Source organism: Pseudarthrobacter sp. 10T415 (assembly GCF_056394175.1).
On record NZ_JBFTHJ010000020.1, the window covers coordinates 24,808 to 48,681 of the forward strand.

General features: G+C 66.7%; 23 protein-coding genes. 9 read left to right on the forward strand and 14 right to left on the reverse strand.

Features of this window, described 5'->3' with window-relative positions; genetic code table 11:
- Nucleotides 1-38 precede the first annotated feature (38 nt).
- A complete protein-coding gene (locus tag AC1DBN_RS18800) occupies nucleotides 39-650 on the forward strand; it encodes an NADPH-dependent FMN reductase (protein WP_091723336.1) in 612 nt (203 codons plus the stop codon).
- 129 nt (nucleotides 651-779) lie between these two features.
- Here the strand turns inward: AC1DBN_RS18800 and AC1DBN_RS18805 are convergent, their stop codons facing one another.
- A complete protein-coding gene (locus AC1DBN_RS18805; RefSeq protein ID WP_477723892.1) occupies nucleotides 780-1,256 on the reverse strand; it encodes a sensor histidine kinase in 477 nt (158 codons plus the stop codon).
- A gap of 215 nt (nucleotides 1,257-1,471) precedes the next feature.
- Here AC1DBN_RS18805 and AC1DBN_RS18810 point away from each other — a divergent pair, with 215 nt between their 5' ends.
- From AC1DBN_RS18810 to AC1DBN_RS18820, 3 genes are all read left to right on the forward strand, one after another.
- The gene (locus AC1DBN_RS18810; protein WP_477723893.1) at nucleotides 1,472-2,227 is read left to right on the forward strand and encodes a ZIP family metal transporter; all 756 of its coding nucleotides are present in this window, start codon (nucleotides 1,472-1,474) and stop codon (nucleotides 2,225-2,227) included.
- Between the two features lie 103 nt (nucleotides 2,228-2,330).
- Nucleotides 2,331-3,062, forward strand: coding sequence for a FadR/GntR family transcriptional regulator (locus AC1DBN_RS18815; RefSeq protein WP_015938557.1), 732 nt, complete (start codon nucleotides 2,331-2,333; stop codon nucleotides 3,060-3,062).
- 137 nt (nucleotides 3,063-3,199) lie between these two features.
- Nucleotides 3,200-3,964, forward strand: a complete 765-nt coding sequence (locus tag AC1DBN_RS18820; RefSeq protein WP_091723331.1) for a glucosamine-6-phosphate deaminase — start codon at nucleotides 3,200-3,202, stop codon at nucleotides 3,962-3,964.
- Nucleotide 3,965: 1 nt separating this feature from the next.
- On the opposite strand, the gene AC1DBN_RS18825 is transcribed toward AC1DBN_RS18820, so the two are convergent.
- Nucleotides 3,966-4,568 carry a dihydrofolate reductase family protein gene (locus tag AC1DBN_RS18825; RefSeq protein ID WP_322788301.1) on the reverse strand — a complete coding sequence of 201 codons (603 nt, stop codon included), beginning with the start codon at nucleotides 4,566-4,568 and terminating at the stop codon, nucleotides 3,966-3,968.
- 102 nt (nucleotides 4,569-4,670) lie between these two features.
- Between AC1DBN_RS18825 and AC1DBN_RS18830 the strand changes: the two genes are divergently transcribed.
- Together AC1DBN_RS18830 and AC1DBN_RS18835 are read left to right on the forward strand one after the other, a co-directional pair.
- Nucleotides 4,671-5,201, forward strand: a complete 531-nt coding sequence (locus AC1DBN_RS18830; RefSeq protein ID WP_477723894.1) for a hypothetical protein — start codon at nucleotides 4,671-4,673, stop codon at nucleotides 5,199-5,201.
- Nucleotides 5,202-5,245: 44 nt separating this feature from the next.
- A complete protein-coding gene (locus AC1DBN_RS18835; protein WP_091723327.1) occupies nucleotides 5,246-5,743 on the forward strand; it encodes a hypothetical protein in 498 nt (165 codons plus the stop codon).
- A 48-nt stretch (nucleotides 5,744-5,791) separates the two neighbouring features.
- On the opposite strand, the gene AC1DBN_RS18840 is transcribed toward AC1DBN_RS18835, so the two are convergent.
- Nucleotides 5,792-6,247 carry an AAA family ATPase gene (locus AC1DBN_RS18840; protein WP_091723326.1) on the reverse strand — a complete coding sequence of 152 codons (456 nt, stop codon included), beginning with the start codon at nucleotides 6,245-6,247 and terminating at the stop codon, nucleotides 5,792-5,794.
- Between the two features lie 150 nt (nucleotides 6,248-6,397).
- Nucleotides 6,398-6,649 (reverse strand): DUF1272 domain-containing protein, encoded by a 252-nt coding sequence (locus AC1DBN_RS18845; RefSeq protein ID WP_091723324.1) that lies wholly within the window; start codon nucleotides 6,647-6,649, stop codon nucleotides 6,398-6,400.
- Nucleotides 6,650-7,081: 432 nt separating this feature from the next.
- On the opposite strand from AC1DBN_RS18845, the gene AC1DBN_RS18850 reads away from it, so the two are divergent.
- Nucleotides 7,082-7,255, forward strand: coding sequence for a hypothetical protein (locus tag AC1DBN_RS18850; RefSeq protein ID WP_157693511.1), 174 nt, complete (start codon nucleotides 7,082-7,084; stop codon nucleotides 7,253-7,255).
- Nucleotides 7,256-7,782: 527 nt separating this feature from the next.
- Here the strand turns inward: AC1DBN_RS18850 and AC1DBN_RS18855 are convergent.
- Genes AC1DBN_RS18855 through AC1DBN_RS18890 form a run of 8 tightly spaced genes read right to left on the reverse strand, consistent with a single transcriptional unit; the run spans nucleotide 7,783 to nucleotide 17,217 of the window.
- Complete coding sequence (locus AC1DBN_RS18855; protein ID WP_477723895.1) at nucleotides 7,783-8,982, reverse strand: N-acetylglucosamine-6-phosphate deacetylase; 1,200 nt, start codon at nucleotides 8,980-8,982, stop codon at nucleotides 7,783-7,785.
- Complete coding sequence (locus AC1DBN_RS18860) at nucleotides 8,979-9,662, reverse strand: N-acetylmannosamine-6-phosphate 2-epimerase (protein WP_091723321.1); 684 nt, start codon at nucleotides 9,660-9,662, stop codon at nucleotides 8,979-8,981. Before AC1DBN_RS18860 ends, AC1DBN_RS18855 begins: the two co-directional genes overlap by 4 nt.
- A gap of 2 nt (nucleotides 9,663-9,664) precedes the next feature.
- Nucleotides 9,665-10,654: an ROK family protein gene (locus AC1DBN_RS18865; RefSeq protein ID WP_477723911.1), complete on the reverse strand. Its 990-nt coding sequence runs from the start codon at nucleotides 10,652-10,654 to the stop codon at nucleotides 9,665-9,667.
- A gap of 14 nt (nucleotides 10,655-10,668) precedes the next feature.
- Nucleotides 10,669-11,598: a dihydrodipicolinate synthase family protein gene (locus AC1DBN_RS18870; RefSeq protein WP_314215834.1), complete on the reverse strand. Its 930-nt coding sequence runs from the start codon at nucleotides 11,596-11,598 to the stop codon at nucleotides 10,669-10,671.
- A gap of 46 nt (nucleotides 11,599-11,644) precedes the next feature.
- Nucleotides 11,645-12,451 carry an ATP-binding cassette domain-containing protein gene (locus AC1DBN_RS18875; protein ID WP_091723318.1) on the reverse strand — a complete coding sequence of 269 codons (807 nt, stop codon included), beginning with the start codon at nucleotides 12,449-12,451 and terminating at the stop codon, nucleotides 11,645-11,647.
- The gene (locus AC1DBN_RS18880) at nucleotides 12,448-14,583 is read right to left on the reverse strand and encodes a dipeptide/oligopeptide/nickel ABC transporter permease/ATP-binding protein (protein WP_477723896.1); all 2,136 of its coding nucleotides are present in this window, start codon (nucleotides 14,581-14,583) and stop codon (nucleotides 12,448-12,450) included. Before AC1DBN_RS18880 ends, AC1DBN_RS18875 begins: the two co-directional genes overlap by 4 nt.
- 3 nt (nucleotides 14,584-14,586) lie before the next feature.
- Nucleotides 14,587-15,543, reverse strand: coding sequence for an ABC transporter permease (locus AC1DBN_RS18885; RefSeq protein WP_091723315.1), 957 nt, complete (start codon nucleotides 15,541-15,543; stop codon nucleotides 14,587-14,589).
- A 21-nt stretch (nucleotides 15,544-15,564) separates the two neighbouring features.
- Nucleotides 15,565-17,217, reverse strand: coding sequence for an ABC transporter substrate-binding protein (locus AC1DBN_RS18890; protein WP_091723314.1), 1,653 nt, complete (start codon nucleotides 17,215-17,217; stop codon nucleotides 15,565-15,567).
- Between the two features lie 140 nt (nucleotides 17,218-17,357).
- Between AC1DBN_RS18890 and AC1DBN_RS18895 the strand changes: the two genes are divergently transcribed.
- Nucleotides 17,358-18,254, forward strand: coding sequence for a DUF4862 family protein (locus tag AC1DBN_RS18895; protein WP_477723897.1), 897 nt, complete (start codon nucleotides 17,358-17,360; stop codon nucleotides 18,252-18,254).
- On the opposite strand, the gene AC1DBN_RS18900 is transcribed toward AC1DBN_RS18895, so the two are convergent.
- Nucleotides 18,238-19,932 carry a sialidase family protein gene (locus tag AC1DBN_RS18900; RefSeq protein ID WP_477723898.1) on the reverse strand — a complete coding sequence of 565 codons (1,695 nt, stop codon included), beginning with the start codon at nucleotides 19,930-19,932 and terminating at the stop codon, nucleotides 18,238-18,240. The two genes, AC1DBN_RS18895 and AC1DBN_RS18900, sit on opposite strands and share 17 nt — an antisense overlap.
- A 209-nt stretch (nucleotides 19,933-20,141) precedes the next feature.
- Here AC1DBN_RS18900 and AC1DBN_RS18905 point away from each other — a divergent pair, with 209 nt between their 5' ends.
- A complete protein-coding gene (locus AC1DBN_RS18905) occupies nucleotides 20,142-23,063 on the forward strand; it encodes an exo-alpha-sialidase (RefSeq protein WP_477723899.1) in 2,922 nt (973 codons plus the stop codon).
- Nucleotides 23,064-23,138: 75 nt separating this feature from the next.
- Here the strand turns inward: AC1DBN_RS18905 and AC1DBN_RS18910 are convergent, their stop codons facing one another.
- Nucleotides 23,139-23,846 (reverse strand): ABC transporter ATP-binding protein, encoded by a 708-nt coding sequence (locus tag AC1DBN_RS18910; RefSeq protein ID WP_091723307.1) that lies wholly within the window; start codon nucleotides 23,844-23,846, stop codon nucleotides 23,139-23,141.
- Nucleotides 23,847-23,874: the final 28 nt, after the last annotated feature.

A 23,874-nucleotide genomic window follows, 5' to 3' on the forward strand; every position in this document is an offset into this window, starting at 1 on the left:
ACGTGGCCGGCCCGGGCAGGCCACCGGAAGGAACACTCATGGCACCGTTCAAGATCGGCTACTTCGTAGGGAGCCTGGCAACCGGCTCCATCAACAGGGTCCTCGCCAACGCACTGATCAAGCTGGCCCCCGAAGATCTGCAGTTCTCGGAGATCCCCATCCGGGACCTCCCGCTCTACAGCTACGACTACGACGCCGACTTCCCCGCCGAGGGCCGCGCCCTGAAGGAAGCCATCGAATCGTCCGACGGCATCCTGTTTGTCTCGCCCGAATACAACAGGTCCATCCCGGGCGCGCTGAAGAATGCCATCGACTGGGGTTCGCGCCCCTGGGGAACCAACTCCTTCGCCCGCAAACCCACCGGCATCATCGGCGCCTCGCCGGGCAGCATCGGCACGGCGGTGATGCAGTCCTCCATGCGCAGCGTGCTCAGCTTCCTGGACGCGCCGCAGCTGAACGCGCCGGAGGCCTACATCCAGTACAAGCCGGATGCCTTCGACGACGACGGCGAGCTCAGGGATGAGGGCACCGCCAAGTTCCTGCGCCACTACATTGAGGAGTACAGCGCCTTTGTTGCCCGGGTGCTGGCCGCCAACGCCCCCGGCCACATCGGCGACCTGGAGCCGGACGCGGACAAGCTGTCCCGTTAGTTCCCCGAAGTTAAAGGATCGTTTCCGAAGGATTTGTTGGGACGCCCCTTTGGACATACGAAGGCCCGCCGTCCCAGCGACGGCGGGCCTTCGAGTCTTTTGCGGCCTCTTGTGCCGGCCTGGGCTTAGTCAGTCCAACGGCAGGGTCACCGTCACCGAGGTGCCGTGGCCGGGGCGGGAATCGATGTCCACGGAGCCGCCCGCTTCCTCAACCGCAACCGCCATGAGGCGGAGGCCGTAGCCGTGGCGCCGCCCCCGGTTGGCGCGGCCGCAATCAAAGCCCGTGCCGTCGTCGGCCACTTTCATCCGGATCCTGTGGTCCACCACCGCAAGCTGCACGCTGAGTTCGGTGGCGTCCGAGTACTTGTAGGCGTTGCTGATCACTTCGCGTGCCGACTGGTACAGCAGGGACGCACAGTCCGCCGGGATCTCAATGCCCCAGTGCGGAGTATCCCAGCGGACCGCGGTCCCGCGCTGGCGGAGGGGCCCGGTCAACCGGTCAATGCAGCCGGCCAGCCCCAGGGTGTGGAAGTCGAGCGGGTGCTGGTCCGTGAGGACCCCGCCCACCGCGATGACGTCCTTGTCATATGCTGTTTCGTTTCCCATGACTTCCTGCTCCCCAAGCTGGTTTGCCCTTCTTCGTCCAGCGTGGACCCGCAACTGCAGCGGTCAGTAAGGTTTGGGTCAAGATCGCATCAATTCTGCGTGCGGGACGTGCCTTCGGCGCGCATGTTTGCATAGGAGCTGTTGCTTAAGAACCGTCCCCGGGGGTACGCCTTGTGGGACATGGCTCCCGCTGGGGGAGCCGGAAAGTGGGAAACATGCCCGTTTGGCTGCAGGCCCTGATGTGGGGGACCATCGCCGGTGCCGCCCTGGTCCTGGGCGCAGCACTGTCCTGGCGGTGGTCGCTGCCGTCCAAGCTGGTGTCCTCGATCATGTCCTTCGGTGCCGGCGTGCTGATCTCCGCCCTGGCATTCGAACTGGTGGACGAGGCCGTCCAGGGCGGCGGTCTCTGGCCCACCGTGGCAGGCTTCCTGGCCGGTGCCGTGGTGTACGTGGGCGCCAACATGCTGCTGGCCCGGGCGGGCGCCAAGCATCGGAAGAGGTCGGGCGGCCAGCAGCCTTCCGAAAAGGACGATCCGGGCAGCGGGACGGCCATCGCCGTCGGGGCGCTGCTGGACGGCGTGCCCGAGTCCGTGGTGCTGGGCGTGACCATGCTTGCCGGCGGGGCGGTGAGCCCGGCCATGATGGCTGCCGTCTTCATCTCCAATGTTCCCGAAGGGCTGTCCGGAACAGCCGGCATGAAGAAAGCCGGCCGGAGCGCCGGGTACGTCTTTGGGCTGTGGGGCGGGATTGCGATCCTCAGTGGCATCGCAGCACTTATGGGATACACGCTGCTGGAAAACGCGCCGGAGGAGCTGGTGGCGTTCATAACGTCCGTGGCCGCCGGCGGGATTTTGGCCATGCTGGCGGACACCATGATCCCGGAGGCCTTCGAGGAGCACCACAACCTGACGGGGCTCACGGCCTCCGTGGGCTTCCTGACCGCCTTTACCATTCACCATGTGGGCGGATAGCGTTCCCGGAAGAAAAGGTGACGCCGCAAGACAAAGGACGTCCCATGTCCTGTACACTGATTCGAGATGAAGGCCGCCACGGAGTGTGGCCGAAGGAGATGACGTGACAGCAACACCCGCGGCGGTATCGTCAGCCAGGTTCAGTGCCCAAATCCGCTCCCAGGCGCTGCAGACCCGCATCATGGAACTCATCCTGGAGCGTGGCCTGGACGTGGGCGATGCGCTGCCCACCGAAAGCGAACTCTCCGCCGAGCTGGGGGTTGGCCGCAACACCGTGCGGGAATCCCTGAAGGTCCTGCAGGCCCTGGGTGTCATCGAAATCCGCCACGGCTTCGGCATGTTCGTGGCCCCCAACAACTTCAGCGCACTGGTCTCCGGGCTCACGTTCCGCGGCAGGCTGTCGCTGCGCCACAAGGGCGAAGAAGCCATGGAGCTCATCGACGTGCGGCAGGCGCTTGAGTCCGGCCTGGTGGGGTCCGCCATCGACCTCCTGACGGACGAACACCTCGCCGACCTGCGGTCCACCATGCAGGCCATGGAGGACGCTGCCGCCAAGGGCGAGTCCCTGGTGGAGCACGACGCCGAGTTCCACCGCCGGCTCTACGCGCCCCTGAACAATGAGCTGCTGATCAACCTCATGGACGTGTTCTGGCAGGTCTACCGGCAGATCCACGAAGCCCTGGGCTCCGGGCCGGTCAACCTCGAAGAGCAGGCCCGGATCCACTGGGAGATCTACGAAGCCGTGGAAGCCCGCGACAAGGCCCTGGCCTCCGAGCGGCTGCAGCGGCACTTCGATGGCATCCGACTCAAGCTCAAGGACGTCGCGGCAGCCTAGCTGCTCCCGGCCCCGCCGGATTCTACGACTCCCCTCCCGCCGCAGTTTGCGGCGCCCCTTTCCTGTGGCTGAGCCCTTCCTCTGGCTGCGCCATGCCCTGTTCCGATGTTCCGTGCCCCGTAGAGAGTGCCTTTGCCATGGAAATTTTCGTAGTGCCAACCGCCTCCGCCACCGGTTCCGTCGCCGCCGGGATCCTGGCCGCCGTGGTCCGCAGCAAGCCCGACGCTGTCCTAGGGCTAGCGACGGGCGGCTCGCCGCTGCCCATCTACAAGGCGCTCGCGGAACATTCCGTGGAGATGGGCGCCGTCCGCGGGTTCGCCCTCGATGAGTATGTTGGCCTGCCCGCCGGGCACCCCGAAAGCTACGCCGAAGTCATCCGCCGTGAGGTCACCGTCCGGCTGGGCCTGGACCCGGCCAACGTTGCAGTGCCCGACGGCGGGGCTCCGGACCCGCGGCAGGCGGCAGCGGATTACGACGCGGCCATAGCCCGGGCCGGTGGCATTGACGTGCAGATCCTGGGCATCGGCCACAACGGACACATTGCTTTCAACGAGCCGGGGTCAGCCCTCGATTCGCGGACGCGGGTGGAGGTGCTCACCGAACGCACCCGGCAGGCCAATGCCCGGTACTTTGCGTCGCCGGACGATGTCCCCACACAGTGCATCACCCAGGGGCTGGGCACCATCATGGAAGCCCGGCACCTGCTGCTGGTAGTCAGCGGTGCGGACAAGGCAGAGATTCTGGCGGCAGCGCTGCAGGGGCCCGTCTCCGCCGACTGCCCGGCGTCAATTTTGCAGCGCCATGCGCACGTCACTGTGGTGGCGGATGAAGCCGCCGCGGCCAAGCTGGCCCCCGGAACCGGCGAGGCCGTGCGGGTGGCCGGTGCCGCCGTCGTCGTCTGACTCAGGACGCGTCAGCGGCACCCAGCGGGGTGCGTGCGTACTCCTCGATCACCACTCCGGACTCGAAGGTCCGTGACTTGACGGGCTGGAAGCCGGACGGCTCAAAGGCGGTGTTTCCGAACAGCGGGATGCCTGCCCCGAGGACAACCGGGTTGCGTTTGAGGATGATCCTGTCGATCTCGGGCAGCAGGGCCCCGGCCAGCGCGCCGCCGCCGCAGAGGTAGATGTCCAGCCCTTCCGCCTGTTTGAGGCTTCGGACGGTGGCCAGGGCGTCGTTGGTGAACGTGACTGCCGGGTTGGAGCTGGTCCTGCTACGGGTGGCGACGTACTCGTGCAGGTGGGCGTAGGGGCTGTCGATGCCCAAGGCGAGGCCGACGTTGTAGCTGTTCCAGCCCTGGATGACGGTGTCGAAACGGTTCTTGGGCGCCTCAATGCCCAGCCCTCCGAGGACATGGGTGGGCAGGGCGTCGGCGAACTCAGTGAAGAGCACCTGCATGTGGTCGCCCTCGACAGGGAAGACGTCGAATGATCCGTCAGGTGCCGCGATGTAGCCGTCAACCGATACTGCGACGTAGTAGACAAGTTCCCGCACAATTACCCCCATTACGATGAATGCCTTTTAGAGGACGATATCGGACGGGTGAAGGCTGACCTGCCGGTCAGCGTGTAGCGTGCAGGGAGATCAATCAGCCTGAGGGGGCAGCGCTTGAACATTATTGACTACCTGATTATCGCTGTATTTCTGGCGGCGGCCATGGTGTTGGCGTTTGCCGTTTCGCGGTTCAGGAATGCCCGGTGGCTGGGGCTCGGGCTCGCCGTGTTGGCCGTCGGCCTGGCTGTGTTCCAGTACGGGCCGTGGGAAACCAGCCCCACCCTGAAAGTCCTGGAGAAGACGGCCACGGCCGAAGATGCGGTTTCCGCGAATTACGCCCTGTACGGCGGGATCGACACGGAATCGGCCCGGTACTTGGGGACGAGGTCAGGATCCAAAGTCTTTGTCGCCACCAGGGACGCGAATGGCGAGGAAATCATCTGCCTGCTGATTGAGGCAGGTGACGCGCAGGGGCCTCCGATGGCCGGGTGCGCCGGCATGGTTTCCGCTCACGACCCCATCGTCACCATGAGCGACCAGGCAGGACGCGAACTGACCCTCGTTCCTGACCAGTACGACACCAATGAGCTGCAGGCAGCCGGGTGGACGAAGATCAGCGACAACCTTTTCCGGGGACGGCAATGACCGGCCAGAAACCGCCAGTTCCGTTGACGCCGTTCTGGAGACTCATGATCACATTCGCCGCCCTTGCCGGCCTCGGTACGTGCGCGGTTCTGGGGCTCGTCTACGTGCGGTTTGTCATGGGCGTCCCCGGAACCGTCCACGTCCTGGAGCGGCAGCTGACCAAACAGGATGCCGTCCCCGCCATCCAGGACGAAGCAGGGGAGGCCAAAATCCGCGAGTCGAGGTTCCTGGCCGCGTACGAGTCGATGAACTATTACGCCGCGCCCGGCCCGCTGCCCGAAGTCGTGTGCCTGGTGGCGAAATACCCGTATGACGACCAATACAACTACTGGGAAGCGTGCAACAGCCTCGGTGACGGCCGGGACATCCTGGTGGAAGTGCAGGATCCGGATGACAGGACCGTAGTCTTTGTCCCCGACCAGTTCGATCACCTTCCGCTTGAACGCGATGGATGGGTGACACTGCACCGGAACCTGCTGATCCAGCCCCTGGACGGAGCGGAGCGGCCCACTCAACCGCTCACCCATGTCGCCGGATACTAGGCGGAAGCCGCCGCAAATTTCGAAGGTGAGGCGGCGGGCCGAGTTGGGCTACGCGTGACCCGGCGCTGCCATAATGCGTTCGACGTCGTCAGCCAGGTCCGCGACTGGCCGGCGGGCATCGAGCTCGAGGGTGGCGCCGCTCCGGAGCAGCGGTTCGACATCGAGGACGTATTGCCGGATCGCGGACTGGTCAGCTTCGGAGCGGCCATAGGTATTGTTCGTACGACCCGACACCCGCTGGAGCAGGACCTCCAGCGGCGCGCTGAGCAGAATGACGGCGGAGAAGCAGTCGTAGAAGCGTCCTTGGTTCTCGACCGTCCCCGAAACGACTAGCGGTGAACTGGACGCGAGGAGGGCAGAAATTCGTGGTTCGTCCCATGTTCCGTCAGGAAGCACCCAACCGTCGTAATCGGTGTCGACTGTCCGATGGCCCCGCCGGGACAGCTCATGTAGCAGGGTTGTCTTTCCCGCCCCTGACATGCCGGTGATGAGAATTCGAGACATGAAAGACAGCGTAACCGCGTGCGGGTGAGTGGGGCCGGAAACGCCAGCCTTTTGGAGAGACCATCGACAAGGTGAATCCGACTAGTGGATCTTCTGCCGTCGAAAGCGCCTTCCCTGCATAAACCGGTGGTTCAGCGGGTCTCGAAAGCCCTAAAGCCCGGTGACCTTTTCGAGGCAACCGGGAGATACAACCCTTTTAGTGCTGGCTGAATTATTGATGAGGGCAGCAACCGGCCGGGTGGGGCGTCGCTGAAGGTCTCCTCCGCAGTTTGGACAAGAACGATTCGGGAACCGTTCAACGCAGTCCGGACACCAGGTGCACTCAAATGTGCAAATGTAAGCCACAGCAGAGGGAGCAATGTCGACGTCGCAACATTCGCAATTCGGTCGGATCTCTAGCACTCAGCAACCCTACCTTCGGCAAGCAGGATGAAGGGCTGAGCTTAGGTTCCTTGCGGTAACTGTCAACTTAGGCCATCATCGAGTTATCTCGCAGAACGCCGCAATTTGCTGGGGCGTCTCCCAGCGAGATTCTTCAGAATCAATGCGCCTCCAACAACCACGAAAACGATTCCAGTGATGAGTCGCAGATTCTCAACTGGCTCCCATGTGAGAAATATTGCGGCCCAGATCAGGAAGAACGCTGCAGAAATAAGCTCCGTTGTTGAGTGCCGTCTTCTCATTTTCATCCTCCCGTACGCTGCCTGGAACTGGAATGCCTGGCCAGGCATACATCCTTTAATGGCATACGGAGACCCTACTCGCACCAATTTCGTAGGCAACTCCCGGTGTGCGTGCCAGGGCGCCTTGTGGTCATCTAAACAAAAAGTCAGCATGATGGAACTGATCATGAAATGGTATCGATATGTCCACCCGCTGATATTCATCGCGTCCTTCATGCCGCTGGTGCTGTCGCTGGTCCCTTTCTGGCAAGGCGTGGCGATTCCTCTTGTTGCCCTTGTGCCGTATGCCGCCAACGAAATCCTGCTGGCTCGACGGGAAAAATAGCAGTCCCATTAGGTGGGCAAGAAGTCTCCGGAGTAATGCCAGAACCCCGGAAAATCAGGCCCTGAATGCGTAGCCTCTGTATATGGGGAATTTACTTGGGTATGTCGTTTTAGGCGCGGCCGCGCTGCTCACTGGATGTTCTGCCGCGCCCGCTTCAGTTGCTGAATCCGATTTCCGGGGCGGACTTCCGGCGGAAGCGGTCACGGCGAAACCCGGTTCCTGGGCGCAGGACCCGTCGTTTCCCTCGCCCGTCCCTGTAGTGGGCTGGCTGGAATCCGGAACGAAGTTCGCCGTTGTGATCAGCGGCAGTTCAAGCTGTCCTGCCTACCCGTCCTCAATCGAGGTCCTCAATTCCCGGCACCTGAAGCTGGGCCTTGCAACGCGCACCGCGCAGGCCTGCACGGACGACCTTGCCCCACACACCTACGTCATCAAAACCCCCGGAGACGGGGACGTCTCCCAGGAGGTCACGCTCGAATACTGGCAAACCAGAGTAGTTTTGCCACCCCTCTTAGTACAGCCGGGGACTACGCCAGGACCTCTCCGCCGCGAAGCACTCGGACAAGACGGAAGTCCGGATCAACCACCACGACGTCGGCGCGCAGCCCGGCGCGGAGGCTCCCCACCTCGCCGCTGAGGCCCAGAACGCCCGCCGGAACCGCAGTGGCAGACAGGACCGCGTCAGCGGGGTCCACCCCTGCCCCGACAGTCCGGCGCACCACGTCCAACAGCGTGGCAGTGCCGCCGGCCAGGGCGCCGTTGCTTCGCAGCCGCGCCTCCCCATCCCGGACAACCACTCCCGCAGGGCCGAGGTCATACTCACCGTCGGGCAGCCCCGTGGCCGCCATCGAATCGGTCACCAGGGCAACATTCGCGGCACCCACCAGCCCAAACACCATCCGCACCGTCTCCGGATCCAGGTGTACCCCGTCGGCCACCAGTTCCACCGCTACGCGCCCGGCGGCGGCCAGCTGAAGGCACGCGGCCACCGGTCCCGGGCTGCGGTGGTGCAGCGGCGGCATGCCGTTGAAGAGGTGCGTCACCGTTGGACGCGCACGGTCAGCACCGGAAACAGCCAGCAGGCGGGCCGCTTCGGTGAGCGAATCCGCCGTCGTACGTGTATCCGCGTCGGTGTGGCCCAGCGACGGTGCCACACCGTTCGAAGCCAGCTCCAGCACCAGCTCCGCCGCACCCGGCAGTTCCGGGGCGTAGGTCATGGTGCGGAGGTGGCCGCTGGCCGCATCCAACAGCTCGCCAAGGAAGTGAAGGTCAGGGTCCCGCAGGAACCGCGGATCCTGGGCGCCGCACCTTGCCTGGGACAGGAATGGCCCCTCGGCGTGGATGCCCGCGATCAGGCCGTCGTCGGCCAGCCGCCGCAGGGTCCCGATGCTTCGCAGCAGCTCGCCGCGGGGTGCGGTCACCAGGCTGGCCAGCAGCGTGGTGGTCCCGCTGCGGTGGAGGAAATCCACCGCAGTCCGGGCTGCCCCGGGGTCACCACCCGGGAAGTCGCCGCCGGCGGCGCCATGGCAGTGCAGGTCAATCAGCCCGGGAAGGAGCATGCTCCCCGGCGGAAGCTCCACGTGAGCCAACGCGGGCAGCGACGCAACGTCCAGCCCCGCCCACGGCCCGGCGTAGGCAATCCTGCCGTCCACCACCGCGACGGCGGCGTCCCCCACCGTGGTGCCGTCCGTCAGGAGGGTGCCCGTCAGCAGGTAGGGAGAGGTCACTTGAGGGCGTCCGAGAACCAGCCGGTGACGGTGGCCGGGTGCGTGATGGCGGTGCCCACCACCACGGCGAATGCCCCGGCATCCAGCGCCTGGCGGGCCTGGGCAGGCGTGTGGATGCGGCCTTCGGCAATGAGCGGAACGTCAAATCCGGCAGCCGCAATCTCCGCCAGCAGCTCCAGGTCGGGGCCCGGTGTTTTGGGCCGCTCACCGCTGTAGCCGGACAGGGTCGTGCCGATCAGGTCCGCGCCCGCCTCGACGGCGGCAGCGGCATCCGCGAACGATCCACAGTCGGCCATCACCAGCGCATGCGATTCCGCATGGACTCCCGCCACCGTCTGGGCCAGGGTAAGCCCGTCCGGGCGTTCACGGCGGGTGCCGTCGATGGCCACAACATGGGACCCCGCGTTGGCCACGGCCAGCGCGTGCCGGAGCGTGGGGGTGATGAAGACGCCGCTGTGCCCGTCCTTCCACAGCCCGATCACCGGAACCTCCACGGCCGCGCGGGCGTGCTGGACATCCGCCAGGCCCTGGACGCGCACGGCAGCCGCCCCGCCAATCACGGCCGACGCCGCCACCTGCGCGGTGGTCCGGGGATCGCGCATTGGCTCGCCCGGGTACGCCTGGCAGGACACGATCAGGCGCCCGCGCAGGGATTCGAGGGCATCGGGGGACAGGAGCATGGTCAGTTCCTTCGGGACGTCTGGGCTGAAGAGTATCCGGCGGGGGCGGAAACGGCAGTTTCAAGGACAAGTCTGGCGGCACCAACGACGGCTGCCGTGTTGCCCAACGCGGCGGGACGCACCGGAATGCCGGTCAGTGCGGGCAAAAGTTCGGCGCGCAGCGCAGTTTCCATGGGCTGCCACCAGCGCTCGCCCGCGTCGGCCAGACCGCCGGATATCAGCACCACCTCGGGATCAAGAATGTTCGCCAGCCCGCCCACAGCCTGCCCGGCAGCAGCCGCGGCCATCCCGATCACGCCGGCAGCAACACCATCACCGGAGTCGGCCAGCGCAAACACGGCGCGGGTGTCCGCCACAGGGGATGAGCCGCCCAGGCGGCGGTAGGACTCGAGGATGGCCGGCCCGGAGGCGATGGCCTCGACGTGCCCGGCACCGCCGCAGACGCAGGGGAGCGGGGTGCCGTCGAAGCACGCGTACGGGGAGGCGAAGTGGCCCACGTGCCCGCCGGCGTAGCGGTGCCCCAGCACGGGCTTGCCGTCCGGGACGAAGCTCCCGCCAACGCCGGTGCCGAACGCCACCAGCAGCGAGCTGGAGGTCCCGGCAGCCGCGCCCGTCCACGCCTCGCCGAGGGCGTGCGCGTGCACATCGTTCACCGCAAGGACGGACGACGCCGGCAGGCCCAGCCGGGCGGCCAGGCCTGCGGTGAGTGCCGTCCCGGCCCAGCCGGAGATGGCGTCCGTCGCCGAGACCACCACGCCGTGCGCTGCATCGATGACCCCGGCGGATCCGACGCCGACCCGCCCAACGGCGATTCCGGCGTCGGCCGCTTTGTCCCGAAGCCCGGCAACAAGGCCGGCCGTGGCGTCGAGGATCGCGGCGGAACCGTCACGGCTCAGCGTGGGGATGGTGCCCGAAAACAGCACCTCCCCGTCACCGGAAACAACCCCGGCAGCAGTCTTGGTGCCTCCCAGGTCAACACCAATGGCGTACATGGACATAGGGGCGTCTAGACCAGGCCGTTGCGTTCGAGGATGCCGCGGATAGCCTTGGTTTCGTCCTCGTTCAGCGCCGGCATGGGTGCGCTCATGGTGTTGGATTCGATGACGCCCATGACCTGCAGAGCGGTCTTGAATGCGCCCAAGCCCGCCGCGCCGCCGGAGACGCGGCCGTTGGGGGTGTAGACGATCTCGAAGAGGTCGGCCAGGCGGTCCTGTTCGGCGGCGGCCTTGGCCCAGTCGCCGGCGGCTGCGGCGTCCACGAGGTTCCGGTAGCCGCGCGGGTCCACGTTGCCGAGGCCCGGGACCACGCCCTGGGCGCCGCCCAGGAGAGCGCCGTCCACCACTACTTCGTGGCCGGTGAAGATATCGAAGTTGTCGATCTCCCGTGCCGCGAGGAGGAGCTGGCGGAAGGAGACATCGTCCCCGGAGGAGTCCTTGACGCCGGCGATGACACCTTCGCGGCCCAGCCGGACCAGCAGGTCCGTGGGGAGCTTGAAGTGGGTGCGGACGGGCACGTCATAGGCGAAGATCGGCTTGCTGACGGCGGTGTGGATGCTGCGGAAGTGGGTTTCGGTCTCCTCCGCGTTGCCGATGGCGTAGTACATGGACGTGACCACGATGGCGTCTGCACCGAGGTCGATCACGCGCCTGGCCTCCTCGATGACCCGGTTGGTGGTCTGCTCATTGGCGCCGACGATCAGCGGAACAGCACGGTCGCCGGCGGCGGCGTTGGCCTCGGCGATGGTGCTGACCACCAGGTCGCGCTCGGCATTGGTCATGTAGGGCACCTCGGCCGAGGAACCGAGGACGAACAGACCTGACACGCCGCCGTCGAGCAGGTGCCTGGTGAGGTTCTGCAGGGACGCGGTGTCAATGCTGCCGTCTGCGTGGCGGGGGGTGACGACGGGAGGGATGACGCCGGAGAACTGGGAAGACACGGGAAAACTCCGATAACTGGGTTGGTAAAAAGGGGGGATGGGTGGTCTAGGTGTGCAGCAGGCTGGGGGCCGCGCCGAGGAGCTTCTTGGTGTAGTCGTTGCTGGGGTTGTCGAACACCTGCGCGGCCGGGCCTTCCTCCACGATCTCGCCGAAGTACATGACGCAGATGCGGTCGGAGACGTAGCGGACGGTCTGGATGTCGTGGGAGATGAACACCATCCCCAGGTTCAGCCGCACCTTGAGGTCGGAGAGCAGGTTCAGCACCTGCGCGCGGACGGAGACGTCCAGGGCCGACGTCGGCTCGTCCGCCACGATGATGTCCGGATCCAGCGCCAGGGCCCGGGCGATGGCCACGCGCTGCCGCTGGCCGCCGGACACCTGCGACGGCGTCACTTCCGCCGCGGAGGCGGGCAGGCCTACCAGCGCGAGCAGTTCACGGACCTTGGCGGCCCGGCTGGCGGCGTTGCCGATGCCGTGCACCTGCAGCGGGTCCGTGAGGATGTCCTGGATGGTCATGCGCGGATTCAGCGCGGTGGCGGGGTCCTGGAACACCACGGACACGGACCGGCCAAATTCTTTCCGCATCGCAGCGTTCCGCTTGATGGCGGGCTTGCCGTGGAACAGGACCTGCCCTGACGTCGGGGCCTGAAGGCCCACCAGTACCGAGGCGAGGGTGGACTTGCCGCAGCCGGATTCACCCACGATGCCCACGGTTTCGCCGCGGCTGATGGTGAAGTCCACGCCGTTGACGGCCTTGACCACGTTGGGGCGGAAGAGGCCCCCGGTGCGGGCACGGTGGTGGACCTTGACGTCCTTGAGCTCAATGACGGGCTGTCCGGTGGATGCGCTCACTTGGCGTCCTCCTTGCGGTGGCTGGCCCAGAAGTGGTCCGAATCCCCGCCGTTTGCCGAAGCCACGGCGGTGAGGACCAGTTGCTGGTTGGGGTCGGCGTCGCTGCGCAGGGAGCGCGGCGCGAACCGGTCCCCGGGGGCGAAATCGTTAGGGGAAGGGACCGTGCCGGGGATCTGGTGCAGGCGGGCGGCGTCGGCCTCGATGGAGAGCACGGCGCCGAGCAGACCGCGGGTGTATTCGTGTTTCGGGTTCTGTAGCAGCTCGGAGGCCTGGGCGGATTCCACCACCTGGCCGGCGTACATGACCGTGATGCGGTGCGCCAGCGATGCCACCAGGGCGAGGTCGTGGCTGACGAACACCATGGCGAAGCCAAGCTGTTCGCGCAGTTCGTTGAGCAGGTCCACCACCTGTTTTTGCACGGTGACGTCCAGGGCGGTGGTGGGCTCATCCGCCACCACGATCTTGGGTGAACGGGACAGCGCCATGGCGATCAGCACGCGCTGCCGCTGCCCGCCGGACAGCTCGTGGGGATAGCTGGCAAGGGTGCGGACAGGATCGAGCTTCACCATTTCCAGCAGCTCGGCGGGGGTCTTCCGGCCGCCGCGCCGGGTCAGCTGCAGCATCTGGTCCTTGATCTTCATGGACGGGTTCAGCGAGCTGAGGGCGTCCTGGTAGACCATGGCGATCTGCTCGCCACGCAGGCCCTGGTAGGCCTTGGCGTTGCTGTGGCTGGTGTCCGGGTCCAGCAGTTCCTTGCCGTCGAACCGGATGGAACCGGTGATCCGGGCGGTCTTGGGCAGCAGGCCCATGACGGCCAGCGAGGTGATGGACTTGCCGCAGCCGGATTCGCCCACCAGGCCCATGGTTTCGCCCTCGCGGACGGTGAACGAGACGTTGTCCACGATGGCTGTCTCGCCAAACCGGCCGGGGAACCGGATGGACAGGTTGTTGACCTCCAGGACCGTGCGGGCGTCCGCGGGGACCTGGGGGAGGCGGTCCGTGCGGGTTGCCTCGACGGCGGCGAGCAGTTCCAGCTCGCGGTCCAGCAGGGCGTGCGGGTTGGCAGCGGTCCTGACGTCGGTGAGTACCGCTGAGGTGTCCTGCCGGCCTTCGGTGGGGGTTGTTCCCGAAGCCGGCAGGACGCCGTCGAGCTCGTGCTGTTCCACGACCGACGGCTGGGCAACCGAGGTGGCCACTTCCGTGTCCACCGCGGAGCCGGTGACGGCGGCGCCGGCCACCGAAGCGGCAGCACCGTCGTCGTCCTTCACCACCGGGGCGCGCCGCAGCCGGGGGTTGACCATGGCGTCGGTGAGTCCCTCAGCGAGGATGTTCAGCGCCAGGACGGTGAGGAGAATGGTGAGGCCGGCGAAGGTGGTGGCCCACCAGCCGCCGGACAGGACAAGGTTGCGGCCGTAGGAAATAACGTTGCCCCAGGACGGGGCGGGGTCCTGGACGCCGGCGCCCAGGAAGGACAGCGAGGCCTCCAGGATGATGGCGTCGGCCACCATCACCGTGGCGAACACCAGCACGGGGGCTGCGGTGTTTCGGACGATGTGCTTGGCCAGGATGTAGAACCGGCCGGCACCGATCACGCGCTCGGCACGGACGTAGTCCTCGCCGTACTGCGAGAGCACGTTGGCGCGGACCACGCGGGCCAGCTGCGGGGTGTAGATGATGGCGATGGCAATGATGATGGTGGGCACCGAGTTGCCGAACGCCGCCAGGAGCACCGCGGCCAGGGCGATGCCGGGGAACGCCATCAGGATGTCCATGAGGCGCATGATGAGTTCGTTAACGGCCTTGCTGGACGTGGCCGCCAGCGAGCCGAGGAACGCACCGGCAAGGACTGCCAGGGCCACGGCGCCGAGGCCGATCATCAGCGAGGACTGCGAGCCGTAGAGCAGCCGGGAGAAGATGTCGCGGCCCAGCCGGTCGGTGCCGAAGAAATGCTCGGCACCCGGGGGAGTGGCCGGCATGAAGGATTCCAGCGGATCGTGCGGGGCCAGGACCGGGGCGAAGACGGCGGCGAAGGCGATCACCACCAGGAAGGCGAGGGCCAGCCGGGAGCCCCAGGGCAGGGCCTGCAGGCGGATCCCGGGGGCGCTCAGACGTTCAGCGAGTTTGCTGCGCATGGGTCACACGGTCCTGATTCGGGGGTTGATGAGCAGGTAGAGCAGGTCCACGGCGATGTTCACCAGGACGAAAGTGACGGAGATGGTGAGCACCACGCCCTGCACCAGGTTCACGTCCAGGTTGGTGATGCCGTTGAGGATCAGCTGGCCCATGCCGGGCAGGGCAAAGATCATTTCAATCACGACGGCGCCGCCCAGAAGGTAGCCGATCCGCAGTCCCAGCACGGTCACCGGGGTGACGAGTGCGTTGCGGAGCACGTTCTTGGAGACCACCTCGCGGTACGGCACGCCGTTGCCGATGGCCGTGCGGACGTAGTCCCGGTCCAGCTCTTCCACCATGGAGGTGCGGACCACCCGGATGAGCGAGGCCGAAACCGGGATGCCGAGGGCCAGGGCGGGCAGCGCCATCGAGTTGAGCCAGCCGCCGAAGCCGGACTCCGGGGTGGCAATGCCGCCGGACGGGAACATCGCTGCCGGTCCCAGGGCGAACCACTGGATCAGGAGGATGCCCAGCCAGAACGACGGCGTTGCCACCGCGGCGATGGAGAAGACGCGGACCAGCTGGTCCTGCCATTTGTCCCGGTACAGGGCGCCGATGATGCCGAAGACCAGGGAGACTACAACGGCGATGATGACGCCCAGGAAGGTCAGCTGCAGCGTCAGGGGGAACGCCGAACCGATCATGCTCGCCACCGACTTGGCCGGCGGCGTGGTGACGCCGAGGTCCAGCTGCAGGAGCCTGCCCAGGAACCGCACATACTGCAGCAGCAGCGGATCGTTCAGGCCGTTCGCCTGGCGGTACTGTTCCTTGGCTTCCTCGCTGGCGCCCTCGCCCAGGGCGCTGCTTGCCTGGTCTCCGGGGGCTGCCTGCAGGACCAGGAACACCAGCAGGGTGATGCCCAGGACCATCAGCGGCAGGGCTGCGAGCCGTCGGCCCAGCAGTCGCAATATGGTGCTCAATGTAGTCTCCGGTGGTTAGGGCTAGGCGGTGCGGCCCACACCAACGAAGGACACTCCGGTGGTGGGGAGGGGCTTGAAGCCGCTCAGTTTCTTGGAATCCCAGGCGCTGGGAAGCTGGCGGTGGAACAGCGGGTACAGCGGGACTTCCTCGGACACCAGGTCAACGATCTCGCCGGTCAGCTTCTTGGCGTCTTCCTTGGATGCGCGGCCGGCCTTGGACATGAGGTCCACCAGCTGCGCCCGCTCCGGGGTGTCGGCCCAGAAGGCGCGGTTCTTCATCCAGGTGTCACCGGCGTAGAACCAGCTCAGGAGCAGGTCCGCGTCGTTGCCGAACACCGAGGGATCGCCGGGTGCGGCAACAACCTTGTAGTCGCCCTTGGCCACGCGGTCCGTGTACAGGGCGCCGGACTGCAGGTTCTTGAGGGTGACCTTGACGCCGGGGATCTTGTTCCAGGATTCGAGCATCAGGGGTGCCACGTCCTTGACCCAGGCGGTGTCAGTGGTGAGGAGCTCGAACTCGAGGCTGGTGACGCCGGCTTCCTTGAGGAGGTCCTCGGCCTTCTTGGCGTCGTAGCCGTAGACGTTCTTGGCCTTGACGTAGTCCGGGTGGCCCTCCTGGAAGTAGGAGCTGGCCGGCTTGGCGTTGCCGAACAGGGCCTTCTTGATGATGGAATCCTTGTCCAGGCCGTAGTGGAGGGCCTGGCGGACTTTCTTGTTGTTGAAGGGTGCGGCATTGCAGTTGAACATCATGAACAGCAGGCCGAAGGACTGCACGGACTCAACGGTGGCTGCAGACTTCAGGCCCTCCATGTCCAGGTAAGGGACGTCCTCGATGGCCTGGACGCGGCCCGACTGCATGGCGGTGACGCGGGCGGCGGCATCGGAGAGCAGCAGCCAGGTCATGCCCTTGGCCAGTGCCGGCATGGGGCCGTTGTAGGCCTGGTTGGCTTCGAAGACGATCTTGTCGTCCTTGACGGCGGAGATGAGCTTGTACGGGCCGGTGCCTACGGGCTTCGCGTCGAAGGACTTCAGCTGATCGGAACCGAACGGGAAGTTGGTCAGCGCCTTGGGCACCACCTTCACCACGGAGATGCGCGGGCCGAAGCCGGGGAACGCGTACTTGAGCGTGAACTCCACGGTCTTGGCGTCCAGGGCCTTGACCTCCTGGATGAACGGGATGAACTGTGAGAACAGCGACTTGTTGGCCGGGTCCATCACGCGGGTAAAGGAGAACACCACGTCCTCGGCGGTGACCGGTGTGCCGTCGTGGAAGACGGCGCCGTCCCGGAGGGTGACCTGGTACTGGGTGTCGCTGACCTTCTTGGGGTCCGCGGCGGCCAGGGCGTTGTACGGCTCACGGGTGGCCGGGTGCAGTTCGATGAGGCCTTCGAACACGTGCAGGTTGGCGGCCATCGGGGTGGCGCCGGAGGAGGAGATGGGGTCGAACCCGGTGGACAGCGCGTAGGAGATGCCGGCCTCGATGGTGAGGTCCTTGTTGACGGGCGAGGTGTTTTCCGTGGCGCCCGTGGTGGTGGCGGCGGGACCGCCGCAGGCTGCGAGGGAGCCGGCGAAGGCTGCGGCCAGGCCCATGGCCCCGCCCAGCTTCAGGAAGTTCCGGCGGCTGGCGTCATTGACCAGCGGCAGGTTCTTGATGTTGTTCATGTGCCTCACCATTCAAAAGATGTTGATCGGATGTAGGATGTCCTAGCTCGTAGAATGACTGTAAGGGTGATCACAGCCGGACGTCAAGTGCGGAATCTCACTGTCACCGGACCGCCTGCCTGCAGACCGCTTCCCAAGCCAAGGAGTTCGAAATGTCACTCATCGTCGGCGCTTATCCGGCCCAGCCTGCCGGGTCGCAGCAGGAGTTCTTCCGTGGGCTCGCGGCCGTCCCGGCCGTCAGGGGACTGGAACTTCCGTACGGCCCGCATGGCGGAAACCCCTGGCCCGCCGGCGCACCTGCGGAGTGGGCCGCCGTCGTGACCTCGATACCCGGCACCATGCAGCGGCTGGGCGCATCGGCTGCGTTCGGGCTGGCCTCCCCGGACGCCGGCGGCAGGCGCGAGGCCCTCGAATTCGTGGCCGGCCTCCATGCCTACGTGCTCAGCCTCAAGGGCGAGGGGCGCCAGGTGGAAGCCGTCGAGCTGCATTCAGCGCCGCATCCCGGCGCCGACGCGGCCATGTTCCGGGCATCGCTGAGCGAGATCCTCGGGTGGGACTGGGGCACCACCCGGGTGCTGGTGGAACACTGCGACGCGCCCCGGCCCGGAGGCAGGCCGGAGAAAGGCTTCCTGCCGTTCGGTGAGGAAGTGGAGGTGGTCCGCTCTCTCGTCGAGCAGGTCGGCAGCCGGGTGGGCCTTGTCATCAACTGGGCCCGGTCGGTCATCGAAACCCGCAATCCGGACACTGCCGCCGAACATATTGCGCTGGCCCGGGAGGCGGGCGTCCTGGCGGGCGTCATGTTTTCCGGCTGCTCACCGGACGCCACGGAGTTCGGCTACCCGTGGATCGACGCGCACCTCCCCGCCGTCGAGGTGGAAGGGGCGCCGCCGGGCTCTCTGCTCAACCGCGCCGGAATCCAGTGGTGCCTCGCGGCCGCCGGTATGGGGCCGTTCATCGGCTTCAAGGTTGGCCTGCCGCGGGAGGGCCTGACGGTGCAGGACCGTGTCGACCGCCTGCGGCAGATGTGCGCCCTTATCGAGGGGAGCTGACCGGAGGCGCGTCTTCCACGCTGACATCGCCGGTGGCCATGGTGAACCGGAAGAGTTTCTGCAGCCGCCATGCCGTGTTCCCGGTGATTCCTTCCACGGCGAAGGTGATGTCCACGGCTTCCTGCTTCACGTCCTCCGCCGTCAGGGTGTACGACGGCGTGAAGTACAGTGCCGCTTCGCCCGGCAGGAGGTCCCGGGCCGGGAAAGCCGCGGCCCCAGGCCCGGCGAGCCTGACCCCTGTGACTGTTGCGCCGCCGTCGTTCCGTGCCCTGCCCGTGAAGGCGAGGATGTCGCCTTCCTTGTAGCCGGGGATGATGGGGCCGTAGTTGAGGTCCTGTGCCTCGCGCGTGCCCAGCACCTGGGCCTGCCCGGCGGAGTAACCCTGGCCGATCTCCTTGGACGCCGCACCCCAGTCGCCGCCGTCGTCCGCCATGACGTGGAATTCCCCGGCGTTCAGCCATACCTCCGGGAGGCCCGGCGTGATGGACCGGAGTTCCATGTGGAAGGTGAGCCCGGCTGCAGGCCCAGGGGTGGACGGCTGAGGGTGCGGCTGCGTTGCCAGCTGGTCCGTCAGCTGCGCGGCCGGAATGGAGGCGAAGACGATTTCGCGGTAGCCCTGGCGTTCGTACAGGACGCCGATGTTGCCGTCCGGCAACCGGGTGGCCGTGGAGTACGCCGAGCTTCCCGGGCAGAGCACCAGCCCGGCAGGCCAGGTGCTGCCGTTGTCCGGCGAGAGGCTCAGGACGGTGTTGCGGCGCAGCGCGGTGTCCCGGTTGTTGGTGGCCAGCAGCCATTGGTCCGTTGCCGGGCCGGCGTAATCCATGACGGACGGCAGCCCGTCGAAGCGGGCCAGTGAGCCGTTGTCGCTGGGATCCGGGAGGTCCTCGACGGGTGCCAGCGGGCTCCAGCTGTGGCCGCCGTCCGTGGAGGTGGCGGCCAGGCGCCGGGGCGTTGCCCGGCTGTGGAGCAGCAGCCGGCCGTCGTCCAAGGCAACCACCTTGTTCTCGTTGGGCGCCGCGCCATGGGTTCCGGCACTGATGAATTCCCCCAGTGTCCAGCGCTCGCCGTGGTCGTCGCTGTAGGCGGAGGCGGCCATGATTTCGCCTCCGCACAGGAGCACGAACTGCTGCACCAGCCGGCCCGTGAAGGGGCCGGCGTGGATTTGGATGCCCTGTCCGGCGGCGGCAAAGATGCCGGTGACGTCCCTGCCGGCTGGGGAGCTGCCCTTCAGTTCCGCGGTGAGGCGTCGGTGCTGCCAGGTGACGCCGTCGTCGTCGGACCAGCTGAGGTCGGTGTGCTGGATGGTGGGGTCGTCCGGGGCCATTCCGGTGGCTGATTCGAAGAAGCCCGCGCGCGTTCCAGCCGCGTGGAAGAGGAAGACGCGTCCGGTTTCGGCGTCCACCAACAGGCTCGGATCACCGAAACCCTCCAGGCCTGTGCCGCTCCGCACCACCTCCTGGCCGCTCCAGGTCTGCCCGCTATCGGTGCTGCGCCGGACCAGGAGATCGATAGGGCTGGGCAGGTCATCGAGGTTCGGCCTGCCGTCGTAGGCGGCCAGGACTGTGCCCCTGGATGTAACGGCGAGCGCCGGGATCCGGTACTGGCGGTAGCCCCCGCGGCCCCGGACGGCGAGGACATGCTCAACCGCAAGTACAGCCACGGGTAAGGCAGCAGGCATTGGCGAAGGGTTTGGGGGAAGGAGATGGGACGTCACATGTTGAGTCTAGCTTTCCGGTCTTTCCATGCCTAAGGTGGTAGGACGTCGTATGTAGCAGGAATCACATTATGAGTTCAGCATGACGGCGTCACCTCCATTCGAGCCGCAGCGCGGCGTCCAGAAAGGACATGGGTTTGCGAAATACCTTGAAAAGAACCAGGAAAAGATCGATGGGGCAGGCTGCGGGCACAGGCGCCCTCGCCCTGGCCCTGCTCGCCGGAACCGGGTTGCCCGCCCAGGCGGCACCCATCCCGTCCAACAGCCCCACCGCTCCTCCCGGTGCTTTCCAGGAAGCCAACCTGGCCGCGGACAGGACCGCCAGTAACTTCTTCTACCGGATTCCGGCATTGTCCTACCTGGGCAACGGCGTGGTCCTCGCGGCCTGGGACGGCAGGCCCGGCAGCTCGGCCGATGCCCCCAACCCCAACTCCATCGTGCAGCGCCGCAGCACCGACGGTGGCCGGACCTGGGGGCCGGTGCAGGTGATTGCCGCCGGGCATGTGGGCGACGCCGCCGCCCCGAAGTACGGCTACAGCGATCCGTCCTACGTTGTGGACGCCGAGGCCGGGAAGGTCTTCGCGTTCTTCGTGTACTCCAAGGACCAGGGGTTCGGCGGCAGCCAGTTCGGCAACGACGACGCGGACCGGTCCGTTATCTCCTCCGCGGTCATTGAGTCCTCCGATGGCGGCCTCACCTGGAGCCAGCCGCGCCTCATCACTGACGTCACCAAGCCGGGCACCAGCAAGACCAGCCCGGCCCCCGGCGATGTCCGCTCCAACTTCGCTTCCTCCGGCGAGGGCATCCAGCTCAAATACGGCCCGCACAAGGGCCGCCTGATCCAGCAGTACGCCGGGGACATCCGCCAGGCGGATGGCAGCAACAGGATCCAGGCCTACAGCGTCTACTCCGATGACCACGGCGCCACGTGGCACAAGGGCGCCAACGTGGGCGACCGGATGGACGAAAACAAGACGGTGGAACTCTCCGACGGGCGCGTGCTCCTCAACTCGCGTGACAACGCCAACCAGGGCTACCGCAAGGTTGCGGTGTCCACCGACGGCGGCGCCACCTACGGCCCGGTCACGCAGGACACCGAACTGCCGGACCCCGCCAACAACGGCGCCATCGCGCGGATGTTCCCCAACGCCGCGCAAGGCACTGCTGATGCCAAGAAGCTCATCTTCACCAACGCCAACTCGAAGACCGGCCGTGAAAACGTCTCCGCACGCGTGTCCTGCGACGACGGCGACACCTGGCCCGGGGTCCGCACCATCCGTTCCGGCTTCTCCGCCTATTCCACCGTGACCCGCCTGGACGAGGGCCGGTTCGGCGTCCTGTACGAGGGCAACTACACGGACAACATGCCGTTCGCCGCCTTCGACGATGCCTGGCTGAACTACGCCTGCGCGCCGCTTTCCGTCCCTGCAGTCACCACCGCGTCCGGCGCCACCAAGCAGGTGGCCGTCACCGTCACCAACCAGGAAGCCGCCACGCTATCCGGCGCCACCGCCACCGTCTACACCCCCAGCGGCTGGTCCGCCACGACGGTCCCCGTGCCCGATGTCGCGCCCGGCGCCTCCGCCACCGTGAACGTTGACCTGACCGCCCCGGCGAACGCGAGCGGTCCGCAGAACCTCAATGCCGCCTTCACGACGGCGGACGGCCGGGTTTCGCAGGCCACCTTTACCGCCACCGTTCCGGTGGCACCGCAGGTGGGCCTCACCATCACCGGGTCCGCGCCGGACCGGGATGTCGCCGCCAGCCCGTACAAGGCCGGTGACGTGCTCAGCTACACCTTCAACGTCAAGAGCACGGCCAACGTCACCGCCAACTCCGTGCCCCTTTCCGGGAACTTCGACGCCGGGTTCCTGCCGCCGTCGGCCCCCAACTGCCGGTACAACAACCTGGCCGCCGGTGCCAGTTATACCTGCACCACGGCTAAGCACACGGTGACGGCCGAGGACCTGGCCCGCGGCTACTTCGTGCCTCAGGCGTCCTTCAGCATCACGGCCAGCGCGACGCCGTCGCTCACCAGGACGGTGGCGTTCACCGGAGCGGCCGTCGCCCTGCGCGACGGCCTGGTTTCTGCCGCCATCACGGGCAGCCGCAACGACGCCGGCCGGGACCTCGCCACCCAGCCCTACACGGCCGGCGAGGGGTTCCCCTACAAATTCGATGTCGCCAACACCAGCCCGCTGGTGGAGAAGGTAGTGCCCACAGCCGGCAACTTCAGCCCGTTCGTACCGGACGGCCCCGGCAACTGCCGCTATAGCGTCCTGCCCGCCGGACAGTCCTACACCTGCGCCACGCCCCGCCACACCGTCACCGCTGATGAGGCAGCCCAGGGTTTCTTCGTCCCCGACACCAGCTGGGACGTCAGCGCCGCCGGCCAAACCACCCGGACCTATGCCGTGAACGGCGGCGAGGTTGACCTCAAGGTCCGCGATGCCCGGCTCGAGGGCACTGTTGCGGCTGAGTGGACAGACAACGACGGCGACCGGTACGCCTCCGCGGGCGACTCCGTCACGTACACCTATACGCTGGGCAACGCCGGCAACGTGCCCCTGACCGGGGTATCCGCCCCGGACACGGGCATCAGCGAACAGGTCCTCGCTGCCGGGAACAGCCTGACGGCCACCCGGGACTACGTGCTGACAGCGGCGGACATCGCTGCCGGGAAGCTGGACGCAGTAGGTTTCAGTGCTTCCGCGGACAACGGCACCAAACGCGCCGCCGTTTCCGTGAGCGGCGGCGCAATCCAGCTCAACCTGCAGCCCGCCCAGCCGGAGTCCGAACCCGCGCTGACGGTCCAGGACTTCGATGGCCAGACGCCGCCGTTCGACCTGAAGACGCAGGACAAGTACCGGAACGGCCAGAAGGTGGTGCTCGAGGGGCTCGACTACGGGCAGTGGTACTACGTCTACGTCAACAAGCGCAGCCAGCGGATCGGCTGGCTCTTCCCCACCACCGCCAACACCGCGGAGTTCATCCTCCCGGCCGGGATCCAGAACGGCCGCGATGATGTGGTGGTCCTGGACAAGGACGGCAAGCAGGTCTCCTTCGGCCGGCTGCAGGTGACCCCCAAGGGTTAGCCAGCAGCCGCGTCAGGGACGCGAACAGCCCCGGCAGTTGATACCGCCGGGGCTGTTCGCGTTGTTGCCGCACGCTCAGGCGCTGGCCAGGACCGGTGCCGCCAGCCATCCGTCCCGCATGGTGGCCACGGCGTCCGTCAGCGGCAGGAACTCGGTATCGTGCGTGACCATCACCGTGGCCACCGAGAATTCCGTGGTGACCCGGCGAAGCAGCCGGACAATGGCCTCGCTGCGCTCATGGTCCAGCGCCGCCGTCGGCTCATCCACCAGCAGCACCTTGGGGCTGCCCATCAGCGCGCGGGCGATGTTGACGCGCTGGCGCTGGCCGCCGGAGAGCTGGTGCGGCAGCTTCCCGGCGCTCGCGGAGAGCCCGACGACGTCCAGCAGTCCGGCGGCCCTCTCCCGGGCTGCCCGGGCTGGCTTGCCGCGCAGGTGGTCGGTGATGATCAGCTGCTCCGCGGCGGTCAGGGAGGGGAGCAGGTTGGGCTGCTGGAAAATGATGCCGATCTTGCTGCGCCGCAGCGCCGTCAGCTCCTTATCTTTGAGCCCGGTGGTGTCCGTGCCGTCGATAAGAACCTGCCCGCGGGTGGGCCGGACCAGGGTGGCGGCGGTGGCCAGGAGGCTGGATTTACCGGAGCCCGAGGGGCCCACGAGTGACACCAGCTGCCCGGCGTGCGCGGTGAGGCTGACCCGGTCCAGGGCGGTGGTGGTTCCGGTGCCGTCCGGGTATTCGAGGGTCACGTCAACCAGGTCCAGGGGTGCGGAGGTAGGGAAAGCAGACATCGGGTTTCCTTTCAGGAAATGGGGGTTG

What these genes read in the sequence shown, in the direction of transcription:
- AC1DBN_RS18895 (WP_477723897.1), top strand. Translation starts at nt 17,358, where the DNA reads ATGTCACTCATCGTCGGCGCTTATCCGGCCCAGCCTGCCGGGTCGCAG.
- AC1DBN_RS18905 (WP_477723899.1), top strand. Translation starts at nt 20,142, where the DNA reads ATGGGGCAGGCTGCGGGCACAGGCGCCCTCGCCCTGGCCCTGCTCGCC.
- AC1DBN_RS18840 (WP_091723326.1), bottom strand. Translation starts at nt 6,247, where the DNA reads ATGTCTCGAATTCTCATCACCGGCATGTCAGGGGCGGGAAAGACAACC.
- AC1DBN_RS18910 (WP_091723307.1), bottom strand. Translation starts at nt 23,846, where the DNA reads ATGTCTGCTTTCCCTACCTCCGCACCCCTGGACCTGGTTGACGTGACC.
- AC1DBN_RS18890 (WP_091723314.1), bottom strand. Translation starts at nt 17,217, where the DNA reads ATGGTGAGGCACATGAACAACATCAAGAACCTGCCGCTGGTCAATGAC.
- AC1DBN_RS18825 (WP_322788301.1), bottom strand. Translation starts at nt 4,568, where the DNA reads ATGGGGGTAATTGTGCGGGAACTTGTCTACTACGTCGCAGTATCGGTT.
- AC1DBN_RS18860 (WP_091723321.1), bottom strand. Translation starts at nt 9,662, where the DNA reads ATGCTCCTGTCCCCCGATGCCCTCGAATCCCTGCGCGGGCGCCTGATC.
- AC1DBN_RS18850 (WP_157693511.1), top strand. Translation starts at nt 7,082, where the DNA reads ATGATGGAACTGATCATGAAATGGTATCGATATGTCCACCCGCTGATA.
- AC1DBN_RS18820 (WP_091723331.1), top strand. Translation starts at nt 3,200, where the DNA reads ATGGAAATTTTCGTAGTGCCAACCGCCTCCGCCACCGGTTCCGTCGCC.
- AC1DBN_RS18805 (WP_477723892.1), bottom strand. Translation starts at nt 1,256, where the DNA reads ATGGGAAACGAAACAGCATATGACAAGGACGTCATCGCGGTGGGCGGG.
- AC1DBN_RS18865 (WP_477723911.1), bottom strand. Translation starts at nt 10,654, where the DNA reads ATGTACGCCATTGGTGTTGACCTGGGAGGCACCAAGACTGCTGCCGGG.
- AC1DBN_RS18880 (WP_477723896.1), bottom strand. Translation starts at nt 14,583, where the DNA reads ATGCGCAGCAAACTCGCTGAACGTCTGAGCGCCCCCGGGATCCGCCTG.
- AC1DBN_RS18810 (WP_477723893.1), top strand. Translation starts at nt 1,472, where the DNA reads ATGCCCGTTTGGCTGCAGGCCCTGATGTGGGGGACCATCGCCGGTGCC.
- AC1DBN_RS18835 (WP_091723327.1), top strand. Translation starts at nt 5,246, where the DNA reads ATGATCACATTCGCCGCCCTTGCCGGCCTCGGTACGTGCGCGGTTCTG.
- AC1DBN_RS18900 (WP_477723898.1), bottom strand. Translation starts at nt 19,932, where the DNA reads ATGCCTGCTGCCTTACCCGTGGCTGTACTTGCGGTTGAGCATGTCCTC.
- AC1DBN_RS18800 (WP_091723336.1), top strand. Translation starts at nt 39, where the DNA reads ATGGCACCGTTCAAGATCGGCTACTTCGTAGGGAGCCTGGCAACCGGC.